General features: G+C 60.5%; 17 protein-coding genes. 7 read left to right on the forward strand and 10 right to left on the reverse strand.

Annotated features, from left to right (window positions below; translation table 11 throughout):
* Nucleotides 1-4: 4 nt before the first annotated feature.
* The 8 genes from ACTQ48_RS03155 to rnd all read right to left on the reverse strand — a co-directional run bounded on the left by ACTQ48_RS03155 (nt 5) and on the right by rnd (nt 8,858).
* Nucleotides 5-1,162: an IS110 family transposase gene (locus ACTQ48_RS03155; RefSeq protein ID WP_231500848.1), complete on the reverse strand. Its 1,158-nt coding sequence runs from the start codon at nt 1,160-1,162 to the stop codon at nt 5-7.
* Nucleotides 1,163-1,746: 584 nt separating this feature from the next.
* Nucleotides 1,747-2,925, reverse strand: coding sequence for an acetate/propionate family kinase (locus ACTQ48_RS03160; protein WP_154517271.1), 1,179 nt, complete (start codon nt 2,923-2,925; stop codon nt 1,747-1,749).
* Between the two features lie 163 nt (nt 2,926-3,088).
* Complete coding sequence (locus tag ACTQ48_RS03165; protein ID WP_006234305.1) at nt 3,089-4,267, reverse strand: acetate/propionate family kinase; 1,179 nt, start codon at nt 4,265-4,267, stop codon at nt 3,089-3,091.
* A gap of 147 nt (nt 4,268-4,414) precedes the next feature.
* Nucleotides 4,415-4,750 (reverse strand): histidine triad nucleotide-binding protein, encoded by a 336-nt coding sequence (locus ACTQ48_RS03170; RefSeq protein WP_441570099.1) that lies wholly within the window; start codon nt 4,748-4,750, stop codon nt 4,415-4,417.
* Nucleotides 4,751-4,905: 155 nt separating this feature from the next.
* Entirely contained in the window at nt 4,906-5,172 is a 267-nt protein-coding gene (xseB, locus tag ACTQ48_RS03175) for an exodeoxyribonuclease VII small subunit (RefSeq protein ID WP_006234311.1), read from the reverse strand.
* A gap of 42 nt (nt 5,173-5,214) precedes the next feature.
* Complete coding sequence (gene xseA / locus ACTQ48_RS03180) at nt 5,215-6,666, reverse strand: exodeoxyribonuclease VII large subunit (protein ID WP_441570100.1); 1,452 nt, start codon at nt 6,664-6,666, stop codon at nt 5,215-5,217.
* Between the two features lie 115 nt (nt 6,667-6,781).
* Nucleotides 6,782-7,486, reverse strand: coding sequence for a zinc metallopeptidase (locus tag ACTQ48_RS03185; RefSeq protein ID WP_154517280.1), 705 nt, complete (start codon nt 7,484-7,486; stop codon nt 6,782-6,784).
* A 238-nt stretch (nt 7,487-7,724) separates the two neighbouring features.
* Entirely contained in the window at nt 7,725-8,858 is a 1,134-nt protein-coding gene (rnd, locus tag ACTQ48_RS03190) for a ribonuclease D (protein ID WP_154517283.1), read from the reverse strand.
* A gap of 98 nt (nt 8,859-8,956) precedes the next feature.
* Here rnd and ACTQ48_RS03195 point away from each other — a divergent pair, with 98 nt between their 5' ends.
* The 5 genes from ACTQ48_RS03195 (at nt 8,957) to ACTQ48_RS03215 (ending at nt 13,751) form a co-directional block, all read left to right on the forward strand.
* Nucleotides 8,957-9,874: a diacylglycerol/lipid kinase family protein gene (locus ACTQ48_RS03195; RefSeq protein WP_427727874.1), complete on the forward strand. Its 918-nt coding sequence runs from the start codon at nt 8,957-8,959 to the stop codon at nt 9,872-9,874.
* Between the two features lie 261 nt (nt 9,875-10,135).
* The gene (locus ACTQ48_RS03200) at nt 10,136-10,369 is read left to right on the forward strand and encodes a hypothetical protein (protein ID WP_441570101.1); all 234 of its coding nucleotides are present in this window, start codon (nt 10,136-10,138) and stop codon (nt 10,367-10,369) included.
* Nucleotides 10,370-10,513: 144 nt separating this feature from the next.
* Nucleotides 10,514-11,083 (forward strand): tryptophan transporter, encoded by a 570-nt coding sequence (locus ACTQ48_RS03205; protein ID WP_427794869.1) that lies wholly within the window; start codon nt 10,514-10,516, stop codon nt 11,081-11,083.
* A 162-nt stretch (nt 11,084-11,245) separates the two neighbouring features.
* Nucleotides 11,246-13,012: an ABC transporter ATP-binding protein gene (locus ACTQ48_RS03210; protein ID WP_441570102.1), complete on the forward strand. Its 1,767-nt coding sequence runs from the start codon at nt 11,246-11,248 to the stop codon at nt 13,010-13,012.
* Nucleotides 13,005-13,751 (forward strand): energy-coupling factor transporter transmembrane component T family protein, encoded by a 747-nt coding sequence (locus tag ACTQ48_RS03215; protein ID WP_441570103.1) that lies wholly within the window; start codon nt 13,005-13,007, stop codon nt 13,749-13,751. The genes ACTQ48_RS03210 and ACTQ48_RS03215 overlap by 8 nt, the downstream gene beginning before the upstream one ends.
* 194 nt (nt 13,752-13,945) lie before the next feature.
* Here the strand turns inward: ACTQ48_RS03215 and ACTQ48_RS03220 are convergent, their stop codons facing one another.
* Nucleotides 13,946-14,692, reverse strand: coding sequence for an aspartate/glutamate racemase family protein (locus tag ACTQ48_RS03220; RefSeq protein WP_441570104.1), 747 nt, complete (start codon nt 14,690-14,692; stop codon nt 13,946-13,948).
* Nucleotides 14,693-14,777: 85 nt separating this feature from the next.
* Nucleotides 14,778-16,034 (reverse strand): carboxylate--amine ligase, encoded by a 1,257-nt coding sequence (locus ACTQ48_RS03225; RefSeq protein ID WP_441570105.1) that lies wholly within the window; start codon nt 16,032-16,034, stop codon nt 14,778-14,780.
* 220 nt (nt 16,035-16,254) lie between these two features.
* On the opposite strand from ACTQ48_RS03225, the gene ACTQ48_RS03230 reads away from it, so the two are divergent.
* Both ACTQ48_RS03230 and ACTQ48_RS03235 read left to right on the forward strand, forming a co-directional pair.
* Nucleotides 16,255-16,590: a hypothetical protein gene (locus ACTQ48_RS03230; RefSeq protein ID WP_441570106.1), complete on the forward strand. Its 336-nt coding sequence runs from the start codon at nt 16,255-16,257 to the stop codon at nt 16,588-16,590.
* A gap of 234 nt (nt 16,591-16,824) precedes the next feature.
* Nucleotides 16,825-17,958, forward strand: coding sequence for a coiled-coil domain-containing protein (locus ACTQ48_RS03235; RefSeq protein ID WP_441570107.1), 1,134 nt, complete (start codon nt 16,825-16,827; stop codon nt 17,956-17,958).
* The last annotated feature ends 34 nt before the right edge of the window (nt 17,959-17,992 follow it).

Here is a 17,992-nt window from a genome sequence, read left to right on the forward strand (position 1 = left end):
TCGGCTAGGCTGCGTAAGGCACCCTGTCTCGCATTACCGCGTAGATGACCTTCAGTCTCTTTCGCGCCAGCGCCTTGAGCGCCTTGCCGTGCGACATGCCCCGCTCCCGGCACCTGGTGTAGTAGTCGCCCCATCTCCCCTCTGTCCGGGTAAGGCAGTTACATGAGAATATGAGCAGGTTCTTCAGCCTCTTGTTGCCTTGGCGCGATGCCGTCACCGAGGAGATCGAGGTTCCCGACTGGCGGTTGCGCGGCGCCAAGCCGCAGTACGACGCGAGCCTGTCGTGACTGGGGAAGTCTTCGATGTCGATGGAGATCGCAAGCTCGGAAGCGGTTTTGGGCCCGATGCCCGGCACCGTCAGGAGGCATCGGTAGGTATCGTCGCCCTCGAGCAGGGCGGAGATCTCCGCCGTGATCGCCTCGATCTCCGCCGAGTTCTCGGATATCCTGCGCGCGAGCAGTTTCACCGCCCGGTCCTCGGCGGCGACGACCGACGCATCCGGCCTTGTCGAGGAGGTTGTCGAGCGGACGAGGGCCTCGATCTTACCGCGCGCCGCCCCACGCGTGAGCGCCGCCGCCCTGCGGGGCCCGGCGTCGGCTACCGACCAGGCCCCGCCGAGGGATGCCATGAGCCTCAGCTGGGGCCCGTCGGACAGGTCGACCAGCGCCTCGAAGGCGGGGCACGATTCCAGCAGGATGCTGCGCAGCCGGTTCTTATTCCTAGTGTTCTCGCAGGTCAGGAAGTTCCTCTGGGCGGCCAGCGCCCTCGCCGCCGCAATCGTCGGACCTGGGTCCCCGACCGGCAGGAGCGCGTCGGGGATGCCAAGCGCCGTCTTCGCGATGACCATCGCGTCTCGCTCGTCGGTCTTGGCGTCGCCGGCGAAGAGCCTGGCGGCCCCGTGCGCCGCGAGTCCCGGCAGGTACGCCGCCGACATCCCGGCCGCCCTGGCGCGGGCGAGCGCGAGGGCGCCTATGTTGCGCGACTGGTCGACGACCACGAGCGCATCGGGGAAGCGGCCGAACAGCGAGTCCAGGTCGTCCTCCCTGTTCGCGACGGGGGTGCTCAACAGCACCTCGCCATCTCGAGTCGCGACGCATGCCCAGTGGGACGATTTCCCGACATCGAGCCCGATGACGGCTTCCGGCATTCTAATTGGTGCCACGGTGGTATCCTCCAATCGGTAGGCCGATCGGAACCCCTCCCCGCGACACCCACATTACCTGGCCGTGGCGCTTGCGCCCGGCAGTTTCCTATCAGTCGTCCGGAGCGGCGAGCGCCCCCGGTGGCAACACCCCCCGGGCCCTCTACGGGGCAGGGGCAGACGGCCATCCGGAGGCGCCCGATCGGCGGCCCCTCGGGGCTTGCCCGTATCGTAGGCAATGCGCCGAATGCTCGCCATCGAAATTTATCGATGGCCTATTTCAGACTGTAATGGGCAAACGATGCGGATATGGTCACTTTGGATTTGAAAGGCTGATAGGGCCTCGGCGGTTGTTGTGCCGGAAAGCGTGTCCCGGTTTGGAGGCGGATTGTGGGATGCAGCTTCCGCTTGGGGCTTGTTTGGGAAACTGTGGGACGGAATTTTGCTTTATTGTGGGTCGCACTTTCCGCAACGTGCCTCAACCGGAAAGTGTGTCCCAGAATTTGTGCTCGAAACGGGATGGAGTTTCCGCTGTCCTTCTGCTAGTAAAAAAGGCCTCCGGAGCTGTTGCTTCGGAGGCCTTTCGTTTACATGCAATCGGCACGCTAGTTGTTCTTGGTCAGACGCTCGACGTCGTGGGCGATCATGTATTCCTCGTCGGTGGGGATGACCATGACGGTGACGGCGGAACCGGCGGAGCTGATGACCTGCGGGCCGTTGCCCACGGCCTCGCGGTTCTTGTTGTTGTCGATGCGCACGCCCAGCCACTCAAAGCAGTCGCAGAAGGCCTTGCGGATCGACCAGTCGTTCTCGCCGATGCCGGCGGTAAAGGTGATGGTGTCCACGCCCGCCATGGATGCAATCATGGAACCGGCCTGCTGCATGGCCTTGTAGGCGAACATGTCGAAGGCGAGCAGGCAGCGCTCATCGCCCTCGGAGGCGCGCGTGCGGATGTCGCGGGCGTCGTTGGAGATACCCGAGATGGCAAGCAGACCAGACTGCTTGTTCATCATGTCATCGACTTCCTGATAGCTGTAGCCGCCCTCGCGCTGGAGGTAGCACACGGTGGCCGGGTCAATGGAACCACAACGGGTGCCCATCATCAGGCCATCGAGCGGCGTGAGGCCCATCGTGGTGTCGCGGCACACGCCGTCCTCGATGGCGGCGAGCGAAGCACCGTTGCCCAGATGGCACGAAAGCAGACGGTGGCAGCGCGAGCCCAGGATCTCCTTGGCCATCATCCACTCGTAGCGGTGGCTCGTACCGTGTGCACCGTACTTGCGCACGTGGTACTTGTCGCACACGTCCTTGGGCAGCGCGTAGGTGTAGGCGACCTCGGGCATAGTCATGTGGAACGAGGTGTCGAAGACGGCCACGTTGGGCAGCTCCGGATACTTCTCGCGGCAATATTCGATTGCCGCGGCCTCGCCGTAATTGTGCAGCGGGGCGAGCGGTGCCACCTCAAGAATCTTGGCCATGACCTCGTCGTCGACGACTGCGGAATCATCGAAGTGCCAGCCGCCCTGAACGATACGATGCCCAATGCCATCAATCGTAAAGTCGGTCTTCTCAAGCTCCTCGAGCACACGAGCGATAGCGGAGCGATGATCGGGGAAAGGGACCTCCTCGGTCTGCTTGGCGCCACCGTTCTCGGAGTGGCCAAAGATGCCCATGTCCGATCCGATACGCTCGCAGTTGCCCTTGGCGAAAACCTTGCGGGTATCGGTATCCAAAAGCTGATATTTAAGGCTTGAGCTGCCGGCGTTGACAACAAGTACGTTCATGAGACTCCTTTGCAGTGCAATACGGTCGACGCAGACCCCTTAAGGCTGCCGCATGTTAATAAGAAGTTATCATATCTTGATAAATAGCTATCAGCATATCGCCCAACGAGCGCAAAAGAGGGGCCGAACGGCGCTCGGTCGTCCAGCCCCTCCCCTCTTGCAATTACTTGCCGTTGACGATGCGCTCGACGTCGGAAGCGATCATGAATTCCTCATCCGTGGGGATGACGAAGATCTTGACCTTGGAATCCTTGGCGGACAGGCACCAAGCGCCGTCGCCACGCAGGGCGTTGCGGGCATGATCCATCTTAACGCCCATAAAGGCCAGACGATCGGCCACGCCGGCGCGAACGGCCGGAGCGTGCTCGCCGATGCCGGCGGTAAAGACCAGGGTGTCCATGCCGCACATGGAAGTGGCCATCTCGGCGGCCTTGGCGGCAATCTTGTAGACGAACATATCGAAGGCGAGCTGGGCCTCGGGGTCGCCGGCAGCGGCGAGCTCCTCAACGTTGCGGCAGTCGTTGGTCTTGCCGCCGGTCACAGCCAAAAGGCCGGACTTCTTGTTCATCATCTCGTCGACCTCGTCGAAGGTGTAGCCACCCTCGCGCTGCAGGTAGCACACGGTAGCCGGGTCGATGGAGCCGCAGCGGGTGCCCATCATGACACCGTCGAGCGGCGTCAAGCCCATGGTGGTGTCCATGCACTTACCGTCCTCGATAGCGCACAGGGAAGCGCCGGAACCGATGTGGCACACGACGACCTTGCGAGCCTCGCCGTTGGTCATCTCGGCAACCTTCTTGGAGATGTAGCGGTAGCTGGTGCCGTGGGCGCCGTACTTACGGATGTGCAGCTTGTCGCAGACGTCCTTGGGCAGGGCGTAGGTCTTGGCGACCTCGGGCATATTGAAGTGGAAAGCAGTGTCGTAGACCGTGACGTTGGGCAGGTCGGGATACTGCTCGAGGCAGTACTCGATAACGTTGGCCTCGGGGTTGTTGTGCAGCGGGGCGAGCGGAGCGACCTCGCGGATCTTGGCGAGGACGTCCTCGTCGACGAGGGAGGAATCGCCGAAGTACCAACCGCCCTGAACGATACGGTGGCCGATGCCCTCGATCTTGACGCCGTTGGCCTCGAGGTCCTTCAGGACGACCTCGATGGCGACCTTGTGGTCGGGGAACTCGATGTTCTCGGTCACCTTCTTGGAACCGTTGGCAGCGTGGGTGAAGGTACCGCCGGTAAAGCAGACGCGCTCGCAGGAGCCCTTTGCGGACACCTTGTGGGACTTGGTATCGATGACCTGATACTTAAGGGTCGAAGATCCTGCGTTGACGACCAGAACGTTCATGTGTCTCCCTACTAACAGGCGGTGTGGCGCCGCCAGGTTACATACGCTTCAATAATAAACCCAAACGCCCTCGCGCTCGGGTTTATTGCGTTGATATATAAGTTATCGGTGCCTAAGCTTTCGCCTCATCCCACGGAAGAAGCGTCCTCAGATGAGGTTCTCGCCCAGGTTTTTGCCGCCGAGGACGTGCATGTGGAAGTGCATGACGGTCTGGCCGGCATTGACGCCCTTGTTGGAGATGACGCGGAAGCCGTCCTCCAGGCCCTTGGCCTTAGCGACCTCCTGAATGGCGTGGGCCATGGCGCCCATGGTCTCGGCAGGTACGTTGTCGGCGATGTCGCTGTAGTGCTTCTTGGGGATTACGAGCGTGTGGACCGGCGCCTGGGGATTGAGGTCGTCGAAGGCGATGACCTGATCGTCCTCACAGACAACGGTTGAGGGGATCTCGTGGTTGGCAATTTTGCAGAAGATGCAATCACACATGGTTGGTTCCTTTCTCACAGACCAAGGTAGTCTTTTTGGGACGGGGCTTTTTTGACTACTTTTTCGCAAGCGCAGGCACCTGGCGAGCCGTCGCGCAAGGGTAGTCAAAAAAGCCCCGTCCCAAAAAGACTACCCCAAAGTAGGCTGCAAGGTGGTTAGAACGAAAGGTTGTCGTCGGTGTTGGCGGCTTCGCCGTCGGCGAGCACGTCGTTGCCGTCGACGTCCTTCAGGAGCACCGAGACCTTCTGCTCGGCATCGGACAGGCGGGTGCGTAGGCTCTTGAGGAGCTCGACGCCGCGGGTATAGCTCTCGAGCGACTCCTCGAGCTCCATGTCGCCCGACTCCAGGCTGCGGATGATGAGTTCCAGCTCCTGCGAGGCCTGCTTGTACGTAAGCTGCTCGACCGGGGTCTTCTCTGCCATATCTGTTTCCTTTCCTAAAGGTTTATCGCTATGAAAGGCGGCCTACTCGACCGCGTTGACGGTTGCTGCCACGTTGCCGTCCGCCATGCGCACGCGAATAGCGTCGCCCGGCTTAAAGGTCTTGGCGCTCGTAGCCACACCGCCCTCGCTGTACGCGATGGAGTAACCGCGGGCAAGCACCTTGAGCGGCGACAGGGCATCGAGCGAGGCTGCCGCACGGCCTAAGTCAGACTCAGGCTTGCTCAACATCGTGCGCCCCTGATGCTCCAGGCGGGAGCTCGCGAGCGTGAGTGCATGACGCTTGCCATCGAGCCCCGAGGTGCTTGCGACCAAGCGCTCGGGCAGGCGCTCAAAGTCGGAGCGGAAGGCCCCAACCGAACGCGTTATGGCGCCGGACAGGCGATCGGCCGTCAGGGCAAGCTCGGACTCGCGACGCTCGACCATAAACGTTGGATCGTTGAGGCACGGGCGGCACGCGGCCGCATCGAGCGCATCGCCCAGACGGGCCGTATAGGTATCCCAAGCGCGGAGACCACGCTGATCGAGCATCTCCAAATCAACCTGATTCGACCCAATCATCGAAGCCATCGCGGCGCCCAGACGCTGATGGCGCGTCTCAAGCACGTCGGCCAACTCCGTCATAGCCGGCGCCACCGATTCGGCCGCCGCCGTGGGCGTGGAGGCGCGGCGATCGCTCACCATGTCGCAGATCGAGGTATCGGGCTCATGGCCAATGCCGGTCACCACGGGCACAGGACAAGCCGCCACCGCGCGGGCAAGCTCCTCGTCATTGAAGGTCATGAGGTCCTCGAAGGAGCCGCCGCCGCGCACCAGCAAAATGCAATCGGGCGCCGGTGTAATGGAAGCGGCGCGACGCAAACCCTCAATGAGCTCTGCCGGCGCACCCTCGCCTTGAACCTTGGCACCCACGCAAACGAGCTCGACGAGTGGGTTGCGACGACGCAATGTGCGTTTGACGTCATCGATTACGGCACCCGAAAGCGAGGTGACGACCGCCACACGCGAGCAGAACACCGGGATGCGGCGCTTGCGCGCTTCGTCCATCAGGCCCTCGCGGCTCAGCTTTTCGGCCAGTTGCGCCACTTGTTGACGCAGCAGACCCTCCCCCGCCAGCGAAAACGAGCGGGCGACAAAACTCATGCGGCCCGTGGGCTTATAGAGATTGAAGCTACCCTTAAAGCTCACCTGCATGCCGTCGCGCAGATCGAACGTGCGCTTGAGATAGGCGCCCTTCCAAATGATGCAGTCAACGGCGGCCGAATCGTCCTTAATCTGGAAGTAGCAGTGGCCGCTTCGGGCATTGGGGCCACGGAAGCCCGTGACCTCGCCCAAGACACTCAGCTGCGGAATAGCATCGAGTGCACCGGCGGCGATCTCCACAGCCTGGCTCACGCTGAGTTCCTTGCGCTCCCGATCGCCCGAGCCGTCAAACTCGGCGGAAACAGTATTGCCGGTTAGATTCCAGCCTGCCACGCAGCCTCCTTTCGTTATCGTGCACAAAGGCTCCAGCCCTGCGCAAATTCAAGTCCAACACATAGTACAGCGCCGCGGGGACACAAATCCCCGCGGCGCCTGTCAAGCCAATTTGTTATCGGTTGGAGTTTCTGTTGTAGCGAGCCATCAGGTAGAGCAGCTGAATGATCGAGGTGAGCGCTGCGGCAACATAGGTAAGCGCGGCTGCCGTCAGGACCTTCTTGGCACCGTTGACCTGCTTGGAGCTCATGCCCGACCGCTCGATGTACGCCACGGCGCGGCGGCTGGCATCAATCTCGACCGGCAGCGTAACCAGCTGGAACAACACACTAAACGAGAAGAAGATCAGCGCGAGGGTCGTGAGTCCCGCGATGTTCATAAACAGGCCCATGAGTAGCACGATGGTCCAGGTGTTCTGGGTAAAGTTGACGACCGGGACCAGGGCAGTGCGCACCTTCATCATGGCATAGCCGCTTTGGCGCTGGGCGGCGTGGCCCGCCTCGTGGCAGGCGACGGCAACGCTTGCGACCGATCCGCCCGAACGGTTGGCATCCGAGAGATACAGGTTGTTATCCTGCGGGTTGTAATGGTCGGTGAGCTCACCGGCGACGCCCTTGATACCCACGGCATTGCAACCGCTGGCGTCGAGCATGCGGCGCGCGACCGCAGCGCCCGTGTCGCCGTCCGAGCGAACCTTGGACCAGGTTTTATACGTCGAGTTGATATAGCTCTGCGCGGCAAGACCGAGCACCGTACAAACAAGGACGACCAGCAGGTACAGCGGGTCGATGCCAAAGCCATAACCATAGTAATAGGGCATGCGAATTCCTCCGAATCGAGTTACACGTTGGAGGCATTCTACCCACTCGCCCAGCCAACGAGACAGCATCGATGTTTTGGCAATGTCAGCGAAAACGGCCGAGAGCGAGCAAGGTGACGTGAAAGAGAAGCGACGCGTACTTTGGTACGCGAGCGACGATTGAACGTCAGATTGCCGCTCTCGGCCGTTTGCAGCGTCGAGTTGTTACGCGGTTTGGTAAAACCGCGTAACCATATACCTACAGGAGCTCGATTTTGCCGTCCTTCACCGTCAACCCCATGTTGCCCGAGAGCAGATCGTCCAGGCGCGAGCCCACAAGCTCAAAGCGCCAACCTTCGCGCAAAGGGCTCTGCTCGGGATGCTCAATATAGTCGGCTAGGTCATCGCGCGAGGCAATGACCGAGGTCGCCACGCCCGAACGCTCGGCAACCAGGCGAATGAGCGCGTACATGAGATCCGTCACGCTCTCCAGCTCCGGAGAGATCTGGCGATGTCCGCGCACCATGAGCGGCAGGCGATCGTGCGGGCAGCTCGCGCCGCGCTTAATGGCCATGAGCGCGCCGTCCACATCGCGCTCCCCCAGTTGATCGGTGCCGCGGATGCTGCGGAACTCCTCAACGCGCACAGGATTGCGCTTGACGAGCGCCAGCAGCGTATCGTCGGACATGACCCACTTGCGCGGGATGTTGCGGCGCTCGGCGCGGTCCTCGCGCCAGGCGGCAAGCTCGCGCGCAATGCCCAGCTGATGGCGGCTACACGAGTTGATGCGCTTGACCTTGCGGAATGCCTCATGCCGGTCGGCGCGGTAGTGCGACTCGTCGGCCAGAGGGCGCAACTCGTCGAGCACCCAGTCCACGCGGCCAAGCTCGCGCAGGCGGCTCATCATCTCGGTATAGGCGACGATCAGATACTTGACGTCATCGATCGCGTACTCAATCTGCTTATCGCTCAGCGGGCGGCGCGACCAATCGGTCAAGGACTCGGTCTTGGGCAGCGATACGCCGCAGAACGTCTGAACGAGCGCGCCGTAGGAAATCTGCTGGCGCTCGCCCAAAAAGGCGGCGGCGACCTGTGTGTCAAAAATCGGTCGCGGCAGCGCGCCCACGGTGTGGAGCATGACCTCCATATCCTGCGAGCAGGCGTGGAAGACCTTGACCACGCTCTCGTCGGCCATAAGCTCGGCCAGCGGCGATAAGTCGTCGATCACCAAAGGATCGACCGCGACGCTCTCGGCAGGGGTGGCAATCTGAACCAGGCACAGGCGCGGATGAAACGTGCGCTCGCGCAAAAACTCGGTATCGACGGCAATCGCATCGAACTCACGAGCGCGCTGACAAAAGTCGAGTAGAGCCTGATGTGTGGAAATGTACATATCAACCCATCGAATAAGGTTAGGCCCGAAAAACACGGGTAGGATATCGGCATTGCCCTACAACTATACTCGGTTAGTCACAGAACGGGAACGTAAGTATGCGCTGCCTTATCATCCACAACCCGGCATCGGGTCCCAGCTCCGATGAAATCTACGCATTCACGCACGCTCTTGCACAGGGCGGCGACGAGGTCGTAATGCGCTTTATCGGCGATGGCATGGAGCCCGAGGACGCGGTAGCGGACGTTCGTGAGTTCGACCGCGTAGTCGTTTCGGGCGGCGACGGCACCGTCTCCAATGTGCTCGACCAGATGCGCGGGTGCGGTGTCCCTACGCTCATCTTCCCCTCCGGCACGGCCTGCCTGTTCTTTAACAACATCGGTAATGCCCCCGAGGCGGCGGCGCTTGCCAAGGCTTGCCGCGCCGGCCGCACGGTCAAGGTGGACATGGGTGAGCTCTTTTGGATCGACGAGAACGGTAACGAGAAGCGCCACGGCTTTATCATCATCGCCGGCTCGGGCTTCGACGCCGAGATCATGATGAAGGCCGCCCCCACCAAAAACGACATTGGCGAGATCGCCTACTTCCTCTCCGCGCTCGCCACGCCCAACCCCACGGTGGCGCACTTTACCATTGAACACGACGGCATGGTCGAGGAGCTCGACGGCATCTGCTGCATGGCGGGCAATACCTCAGTCATCCAAAACGACATCAACCTGTTCCCCAACTGCCGCATGAACGACGGCATGGTCGACATCGTCGTTATTGAACCCGTGCGCACGGTGCAGCTGCTCCCCACGGTGATCACCGCCGCGCTCGACCCCGCCGGCAAGGTGCTCGGCCGCCCGCAGTTTAAGATTATCCAGACCAAGGAAGCCAAGATTACCTGCACGCCGTCGCTGGGCATGCAGTTCGATGGCGAGATCATCTCCAGCAACTCCGGTGTCTTTGGCGCCCGCGCGCTTCCGCAATGCCTCGACCTCATCGTCGACGAATTCTCACCACTCGGAAAATAGGAGAACCCCGTGAACGACAACCCTATCCTTGGCTTTATCGTCATCGTTCTGGCCCTGCTCGTGGGCTACGCCATCAACGTGATTCACCGTCGAAAGAAGTAAATCCACATTGGTATGATATTCATCCAATCACCGAGGAGAAGTCCAAGGGCAACAACATGGCCGCCATGGGTGTTGGCGCCATCATCATCGATGTCTGTGGCTTCGTGATCTATCGTCGCAAGAAGGCCTAAGAACCCCACACCTTAAGGCGCGGGCGGGATGGCCAAGGTCGCCCCCCCGCTCAGCCCGCCCCTTCGACCGGCGGGAAACGTCACCGAAACCTTTTCAAAAAAGATTTCCCCGCAAACACTTTGCTGTGCTATAGTGCAACGCAACAGAAACAAGGTGCGACTGCGCCATGGCATCACGAAAGGAGCCACCAAGATGAAGAACGCGATGAAGTCCCTCAACAACTGGTGGTGGCGTGATGCGAATACGATCGGTCGACAGTGAGTCCCTCACGCCTGTTTTTGCGCTCTAGGTGATTGAAAGGCCTCCGGTTTCGACCGGGGGCCTTTTTCTATCTCGAGCCCGATCGCATTCGCATCACGCGCCTCCGCTTTTCCCTTGCACTCCCCTTCCGAAAGGATTTTCAACATGTCTCAGAACACCACCGCCCAGCCCCGCACCGTCCAGACCACTGACCGCGGCAAACTCGACCTCAAGGCGCTCACTCTCTATGCCATCCTCCTCGCCGCCGGTTTCGTCCTCAACATGACCGTCTCCAAGTTCTTTAGCGGCCTCACCGGAGGCTTCCTCTCGCCCGAGTTCATCATCGCGGCTTTCTGCCTCGAGATTCTCATCGTCAAGCCCAACATCGGCCAATCCGCGATTATCGGCCTCCTCGCCGGCGTGGTAATCCAAATCACCGCCTCCGTCAAGGGCCCCGACCTGATCGCCGAGCCCGTCGCCGCCATGGTCATGGCTCTGCTCGTCTCCGTGCTCGCCGACTCCAAGGTCAAGGGCCTGCTCCCGCTCGTCAGCACCTTTGTTGTCACCTTCATCTCCGGCATGATCTACGCGGCGATCTTCTCCTTTGGCGTCATGAACAACCCGGCTTTCATGGGCGTCATGGCTCCTGTCGTCGTCGCCACCGGTGTTGCCAACGCCATCATCGTGACCGCCCTCTACATCCCCATTAAGAAGGCCCTCAAGCTTAACGACTAAGTAGCTGACAGGCCACACGCAGGCACCGCCGTCTTCAACGCCATCCTGGTCCAGGCCCTCAGCGTTCCGCTCAAGAAGGTCTTCTCCAAGTAGCAATACTTGCTACCATGTAGACCGCCGGTCGTTTTGCGGCCGGTGCTCTTTTACGATAGAAAGGCCCCCATGAGCTCCAGCAATACCATCATCAAGCTCGATGACGTCTCATTTTCCTATGGGCACGAGGCGCAGAATGCCCTCGATCACGTCTCACTCGCCATCGAAAAGGGTGAGTTTGTGGGCGTCATCGGCCCCTCAGGCGCCGGCAAATCGACGCTTGCCGCCGTTATGAGCGGAGCCATCCCCCACCATTACACCGGCCAGCTCTTTGGAGCCACGCTCGTCGATGACCGCGACACCTGCGAGATCACCCTCACGGATATCTCACGCGTGGTGGGAAGCGTGCTGCAGGACATCGATGCCCAGATGGTTGCGCCCATCGTTGAAGACGAGATGCTCTTTGGCCTCGAGAACTTTGGCATACCGCACGATCAAATCGAGGAGCGCATCAGCCAGACGCTGACGACCGTCGGCATTAGCGACCTGCGCCACCGCGAGATTGCCACGCTTTCGGGCGGGCAGAAGCAGAAAGTCGCAATCGCCGCGATCATCGCCATGGCGCCCAACGTGCTCGTGCTCGACGAGCCCACGGCAGCGCTCGACCCGGCAAGCTCCACGCTCGTTTTTGACACGCTGCGCCAGATCAACCGCGAACACGGCATCACCGTGGTTGTTATCGAGCAGAAGGTCGCGCTGTTGTCGAAATACTGCAGCCGCGTCCTCGTCATGGCAGACGGCAAGCTCGCGTTTGACGGCGAACCCCACCAGGTCTTTGCCCACGCAAGCGAGCTGCGCCAGATGGGCGTCGACAGTCCCCGCGTCGCGCGCATCGCGAACAGCCTGGCAGAAGTGGGTCTGTTGCCGAGCGATCAGGCGCCCTGCCTCAATGTTTCCGAAGCGCACCAGCTTATCTCGTCCTTACTTGCGGATGCAACGAGCAAGGACGCGCCCGCCGATGTGCCCGAGACCTCTCCCCATATCCCGGCGGTCCCCCGCGGCGTCAATCAGGAGCCAGTAGTCGAACTCACCGATGTGACCTTTGCCTACCCCCATGGCGGTGCCTCGGTCAGCAACCTCAACATGTGCGTCTATCCCGGCGAGCTCGTAGGCATCATCGGCCAGAACGGTGCTGGCAAGACCACGCTCACCAAGCTGTTGAACGGCCTTCTGCATCCAGCGTCGGGAACCGTGCGTATGGCGGGGATGAACACCGCCGACGTCCCCACCAGCGAGATCGCTGCAAAATGCGCGACGCTGTTCCAGAACCCCGACCGCCAGCTCTGCCGCGACACCGTACTCGACGAGGTTGCCTTTGGTCTTGAACTGCACGGTGTCGGCACCGACGAGGCCCGCCAGCGTGCACGGGTGGCGGCGGAGCGCTTTGGGCTCCCCTTGGACGAATCGCCGTTCTCGCTTTCGCGCGGACAGCGACAGATGGTCGCCCTAGCGTCCGTGGTTGTGCTCGACCCACAGGTGGTTCTGCTCGATGAGCCCACGAGCGGCCTCGATTACCGCGAGTGCATGACCGTGATGGAGACGGTGAGCGAGATGGCCGAGCGCGGCTGCGCCGTGATCATGGTGTGCCACGACATGGAGGTCGTCTCGGACTTTGCCCAGCGCCTGGTAGTTATGGCAGACGGACGCATCCTCGAGCGCGGCGACGCGAACCGGATCTTCGCCGACGATGCCCTCATGCGCGCCGCCTACGTGGAGCCACCGCAGGTTGTGGCCCTGTCCAAAGAACTCGCGCGCGACGTTTCGCCCCGATTCGCCGGAATCAGTCAGGTCTCCGATCTGGTCGACCTGGTAAAGGAGATGCTCAAGCATGACTAACGTGATCGACTACGTGCCCGGAGACTCACTGCTGCACCGGCTGAACCCCGTGACCAAGCTAGCCCTGGCCGCGGCTATTATCTTGGCGACCTTCCTCGGCGACACTTATGTGCTCCTGATCGCCCTGCTTGTGCTGACTTTTATCTTGGGCATCTACGCCAAATCGACCGCAGGCCTCGTCTCGCTCGTCAAGCTCATGGTGCCGCTCTCACTAATCATGCTGGTCCTGCAGACCGCCTTTATCCGCACCGGAGCCCCCATCTTTGCCTGGATTACCACAGATGGTCTTATCACCGGCACCAAGGCGGCGCTTCGCCTGCTCGGCGTGGCACTGCCGCTCATCCTCATGCTCACCATCACGCAGCTCGGCGATCTCGCTAACGCTTGCGTGGAGGTGCTGCACGTGCCGTACCGCTATGCGTTCACGTTTACCACGGCACTGCGCTTTGTACCGGTCTTTAGCCAGGAGATGAACGCCATCATGGAGGCGCAGACCGCGCGCGGCGTTGAATACGACACCAAGAACCCCCTCAAGAAGATCCAGCTCATGCTACCGCTCTGCGCGCCGCTGCTGGTGAGCTCCGTGGGCAAGACCGATGCCACTGCCCTGGCGGCTGAGCAACGTGGCTTTTATCTGCGTACGCGCGCGAGCTCGTACAAGCGCTATCCCATTAAGGGCATGGACATTGCCATACTTATTGCCAGCATTGCCCTCATCGTCCTCGGATTCTTGTTCTAACCTGCCAAAAAGGGACAGGTTTATTTTGGTCGGTTTTATATGGGCAAATGTCAGTCTCGTCCTTTAAGCTCCAGCACCAAGGAGCAACCGACAAATGCAAAAGGCCTCGGCTCGCACAAACGAGCCGAGGCCTTTACTGTTTTCCCAGATAAAACCTACCAAAATAAACCTGTCCCTTTTTGGCAGGTCGAGAGCTACAGGCGGTAGGGGGCGCCGCTGCGGATGATGGACTCGCGTACCAAAACGTCCATGGCGTCGAGGGTGATCTCGGGCATCTCGCGATACTTTTGCAGCACCGAAAGCTCCGTGCAGGCCAGAATGACGCGGTCGCAGCCGCTGCGGGCAAACTCCCACATCACTCGGTCAAACTTATCCATATCGGGCTCGCGTCCTGCCTTCACGTCATCGTAAATAAGCGACATCACATCGGCCTGGCGCTTCTCGCTGGGATAGACGACTTCGACGCCCGCCGCCTCGCACTCGCGACCGTAGACGCCGGCATCCACGGTGCCATCGGTACCCATGATGCCGATCTTGCGCACCGGCTCGGCCGGCATGCTCAAGTTGGGGTCGAACTCACACTCCCCCATCACCACGCCGGCAAGCGCATAGCGCACCGACTCGCGCGGCATATGGATGATGGGGACCGAGGTAAACGACTGAATCTGATCGTAGAAGTAGTGCGACGTGTTGCAGGGAATGGCAATGTGCGCACAGCCCAGCGTCTCGAGCGCCTGCGCACATTCCTTCATGGTCGCCAGCAACTCGGTGTGGTCGCCGGTCTTAATGGCCAGCGTGCGGTCGGGCATGGTCGACTTAGAGAGCACCACCATGTCGATATGTTCCTGATCGCGGGCGGCCGCCGTGTGACGCACCACCTGGTCGTAGTAATACGACGTGGCCTCGGCGCCCATACCGCCGATAACTCCCAGCTTTTCCATCGCCGCCTCCTTGGTGACGCTCGCACCATTGCGCGTATCATACCCGCGCCCGTCCGATACAAACCGGGCGGGCGCGACGTTCATCCTATTTGTAATACGTCTTAAACAGCTTAAAGTGACGCAGCTTGGTGTGCCACATGCGCAGCCAGCGGTTAAAGACAAAGTCGCCCTTCATAAACGAGGGGTCGGCGGCCTTACCCTCCTTGACCAGGCGATGCGCCTTAGCGCGCAGCTCGGGATCCTTGACGTATTTATCGACCACGCCCATGGGGACAACCATCCACAGCGCCTCGTTCTGCGCCGTCACAAACTCGGGCTCAAACGGGCGGTTGTACACATACTCGTCCACTACGTACTTGGCAACGTTAAAGCCACTGTTGGTGACGTAGTAGTTACTGCGGCCCTGGCGAGTGTTGAAGTCGAAGAACTTAAACGAACCGTCGCGCTCGTCGTATTTGACGTCAAAGTTGGAGAAGCCCGTAAACTTGAGGTCCTCGAGCAACTTGCGCACGCCGCCCATGAGCTCGTCATTGGGCTCGGTGATGATGCAGGCGTGGTTGCCGACACCATGAGGCTGGTGCTCCTCGAGCAGCACGTGGCCCAGGCACATCATGCGCACCTTGCCGGTGCGGTCGGAATAGCTGGTAAGCACGCGCATGTACTCGTCGTTGCCGGGCACGCGATCCTGCAGGATCAGATCATCGGTGTAGCCACTCGCGTATACATCGCGAATGACCTGCTCCAGCTCGGCGCGATCGGCGATCTCGTAGGCCTTCTTCTGGCCCTCGAACTCGTGCTCCCACCACATGATGCCGTCGGAAGGCTTCAGGATCATCGGGAAGGGAAAATCGATCTGGTCGAGCACCTCGGCAGGAGCCTCTCCCTGGGCGTTGAGCATGGCCATGGTAAAGGTAAACGTATGCGGATAGGGAACACCGTGCTTCTCGCACAGCTCGTAGAAGATTTCCTTCTTCTGGCACTGTTCGAGCATGCTGTAGGGCGCATAGGGCGCGATGACGTTTGAGGCAAGCTCGCCGGCATCCTGAGCCTGTGCGGCAAGCGCGACATAGTTGTCGCCGCAGCCCATGAGAATAATCTTCTTATCGGGATTGGCCTGCGCGACACCGTTAATGGTCTCGATCATGACCGGCATGGTGTCGATATCCACATTGGGCGTGTAGTCGATAATCTGGCTGCGGTACGCAGGACCGGTCTGGTACTTGCCAAAGACCAGGCTCTTGACCTGATACTCCTCGTAAAAGGCGCGCGCCACCGAATAGGCGTTGATGTCACCACCGAGCAGCACGGGGATAAACTCGCGCTCTGTAAACTGCAATGCCATGGAAACTTCCTATCTAGAACTGCCCACGACGGGCGGTCTTTATGCAACCCGTTTATTTTAGCGTGCCGGACCGTTTCCTCCTAAAGCTCCACTGTATCTATGACAATCAACGCAATTATCCAGCATGAAGGCCGCACTCACCGCCGTATGACCAACGGCAATGAACCCACCGTTGTTGTAGGGTTCAGCATATTGATACCCCCGAGTGAAAGGCGCACGCGTGCTCCAGGACCTTCCAACCGATAACCCCATCCTCGATGCCCCAAAACGCGAGTTGGCGCAGCGCGTGCAAGCGACTGCTCCTCTGCGCACCGCAAACGACGCTTATGACGGTGCCGCCTACATCACCTCCATCAATACATCGGCGCACAAAGGCACGCGCAAGACGCCCGTCGCCGGCGGACACGATACCGCCATCGAGCAGTTTGGCCTCGTCTCCGATGCCCACGCCGGGGACAACATCAGGGTAATCAAACTCGGCGACGGCACCTGTTCGTTCACCCCCGCCCAGGCGCTCAACGAAGTAGAGCAAGCTCGCCGCAATGGGACCTTATAGCCACAAACCCCAACGTTGAGATAGTTTTCACAGTCCAAAGCCCGTCCCAAACAGGCCCCCGTAACGTTAAAGTTGAACTCTATGGTTTCTCAACAATTCGATATAACTGCAGGTCAAAGCCAAAGTCTCAAGTTCAACTTGACCCTTTAAAACCTTTAAGGTTCAAGTTGAGGTCGAAAGCAGTAGTAGAATACCTGAGGAACAATAACCTACGATTGATTGCAGAGGGACTGGATGCAGCATTCGAATCATCGCACCGCAGCGCTCATCGCGTCGAGGCCGGCTCGTATCATCACGAGCGCCGCGCTCGCCGTTGCGTTGACGGCCACGCCGATGCTCTCCCCCGTCGCGGCGTATGCCGCCTCGCAGGCAACGCAGGATCAGCTTGCCGCCGCCCAGCAGAAGATCGAAGCCGCCACGAGCGCCTACAACGATGCCCGTACCAAGCTCGGCGATCTGCAGAAGCAGATTGACGCCAACGAGGCAAGTATCGAAAAGATCGAGGCGAAGCTTCCCGATCAGCAGGAAAAGGCATGCACCGCCATGCGCGATCTGTACAAGTACCAGAAGGGCACCAACCCCATCGTGAGCTTCCTGGTCAACGCACAGAGCCTGGGTGAGTTCATCACGACCTGCAAATACACCAACCAGATCACAAGCTCGAGCGTCGACGAGATCGAAGAGCTCAATAACATGCAAACCGAACTCGAGCAGAACAAGGCCGAGCTCCAGCAGGCCAAGTCTCAGCTTGAGGCAGAGCAGAAAAACGCCGAGGATGCGCTGGCGCAGGCCCAGCAGCTCCGCAGCGAGGCACAGGCAAAAGCCGAGCAGGAAAATGCCGCCGAGCTTGCCAAGCTTGAGGCCGATAAGGCCGCTGCCGCCGAGAAGCTCTCGGGCGAGGGCGTGAGCGGCAGCAATTCCAGCAGCCAGGCCACCAACGCCAACACCACCATCGACACCACGGTGAACAACGCCAACACCGGTAGTTCCGATTACGATTCGTTCATTAATGAGTGGACGAGCCGCATCGACAATTACCTCGCCGGCTCCCCTATGGCAGGCCAGGGCTATAACTTTGCCGTCGCCGCTTGGAATACCGGTGTCGACCCCCGTTGGTCCCCCGCCATCGCCTGCATCGAGAGCACCAAGGGTGCTTATTGCGCCAATTCTTACAACGCCTGGGGCTGGAGTGCACGTGGCGGCGGTTGGCGCAGCTTTGGCAGCTGGAGCGAGGGCATCTTCGCTCACGTTGCCTATCTGGGCGCCAACTACGGCTCCACCCTTACCCCGGCTGCGGCCAAAAAGTACTGCCCACCCACGTGGCAGGACTGGTACAACAAAGTCGCCGCTCAGATGAACCGCATCTAAGTGCAACTGCAAAGGGCCCCAATGGGGCCCTTTT

Origin of the sequence: Collinsella sp. Sow4_E3 (assembly GCF_052116285.1) — a bacterium.
Taxonomy (GTDB): domain Bacteria; phylum Actinomycetota; class Coriobacteriia; order Coriobacteriales; family Coriobacteriaceae; genus Collinsella.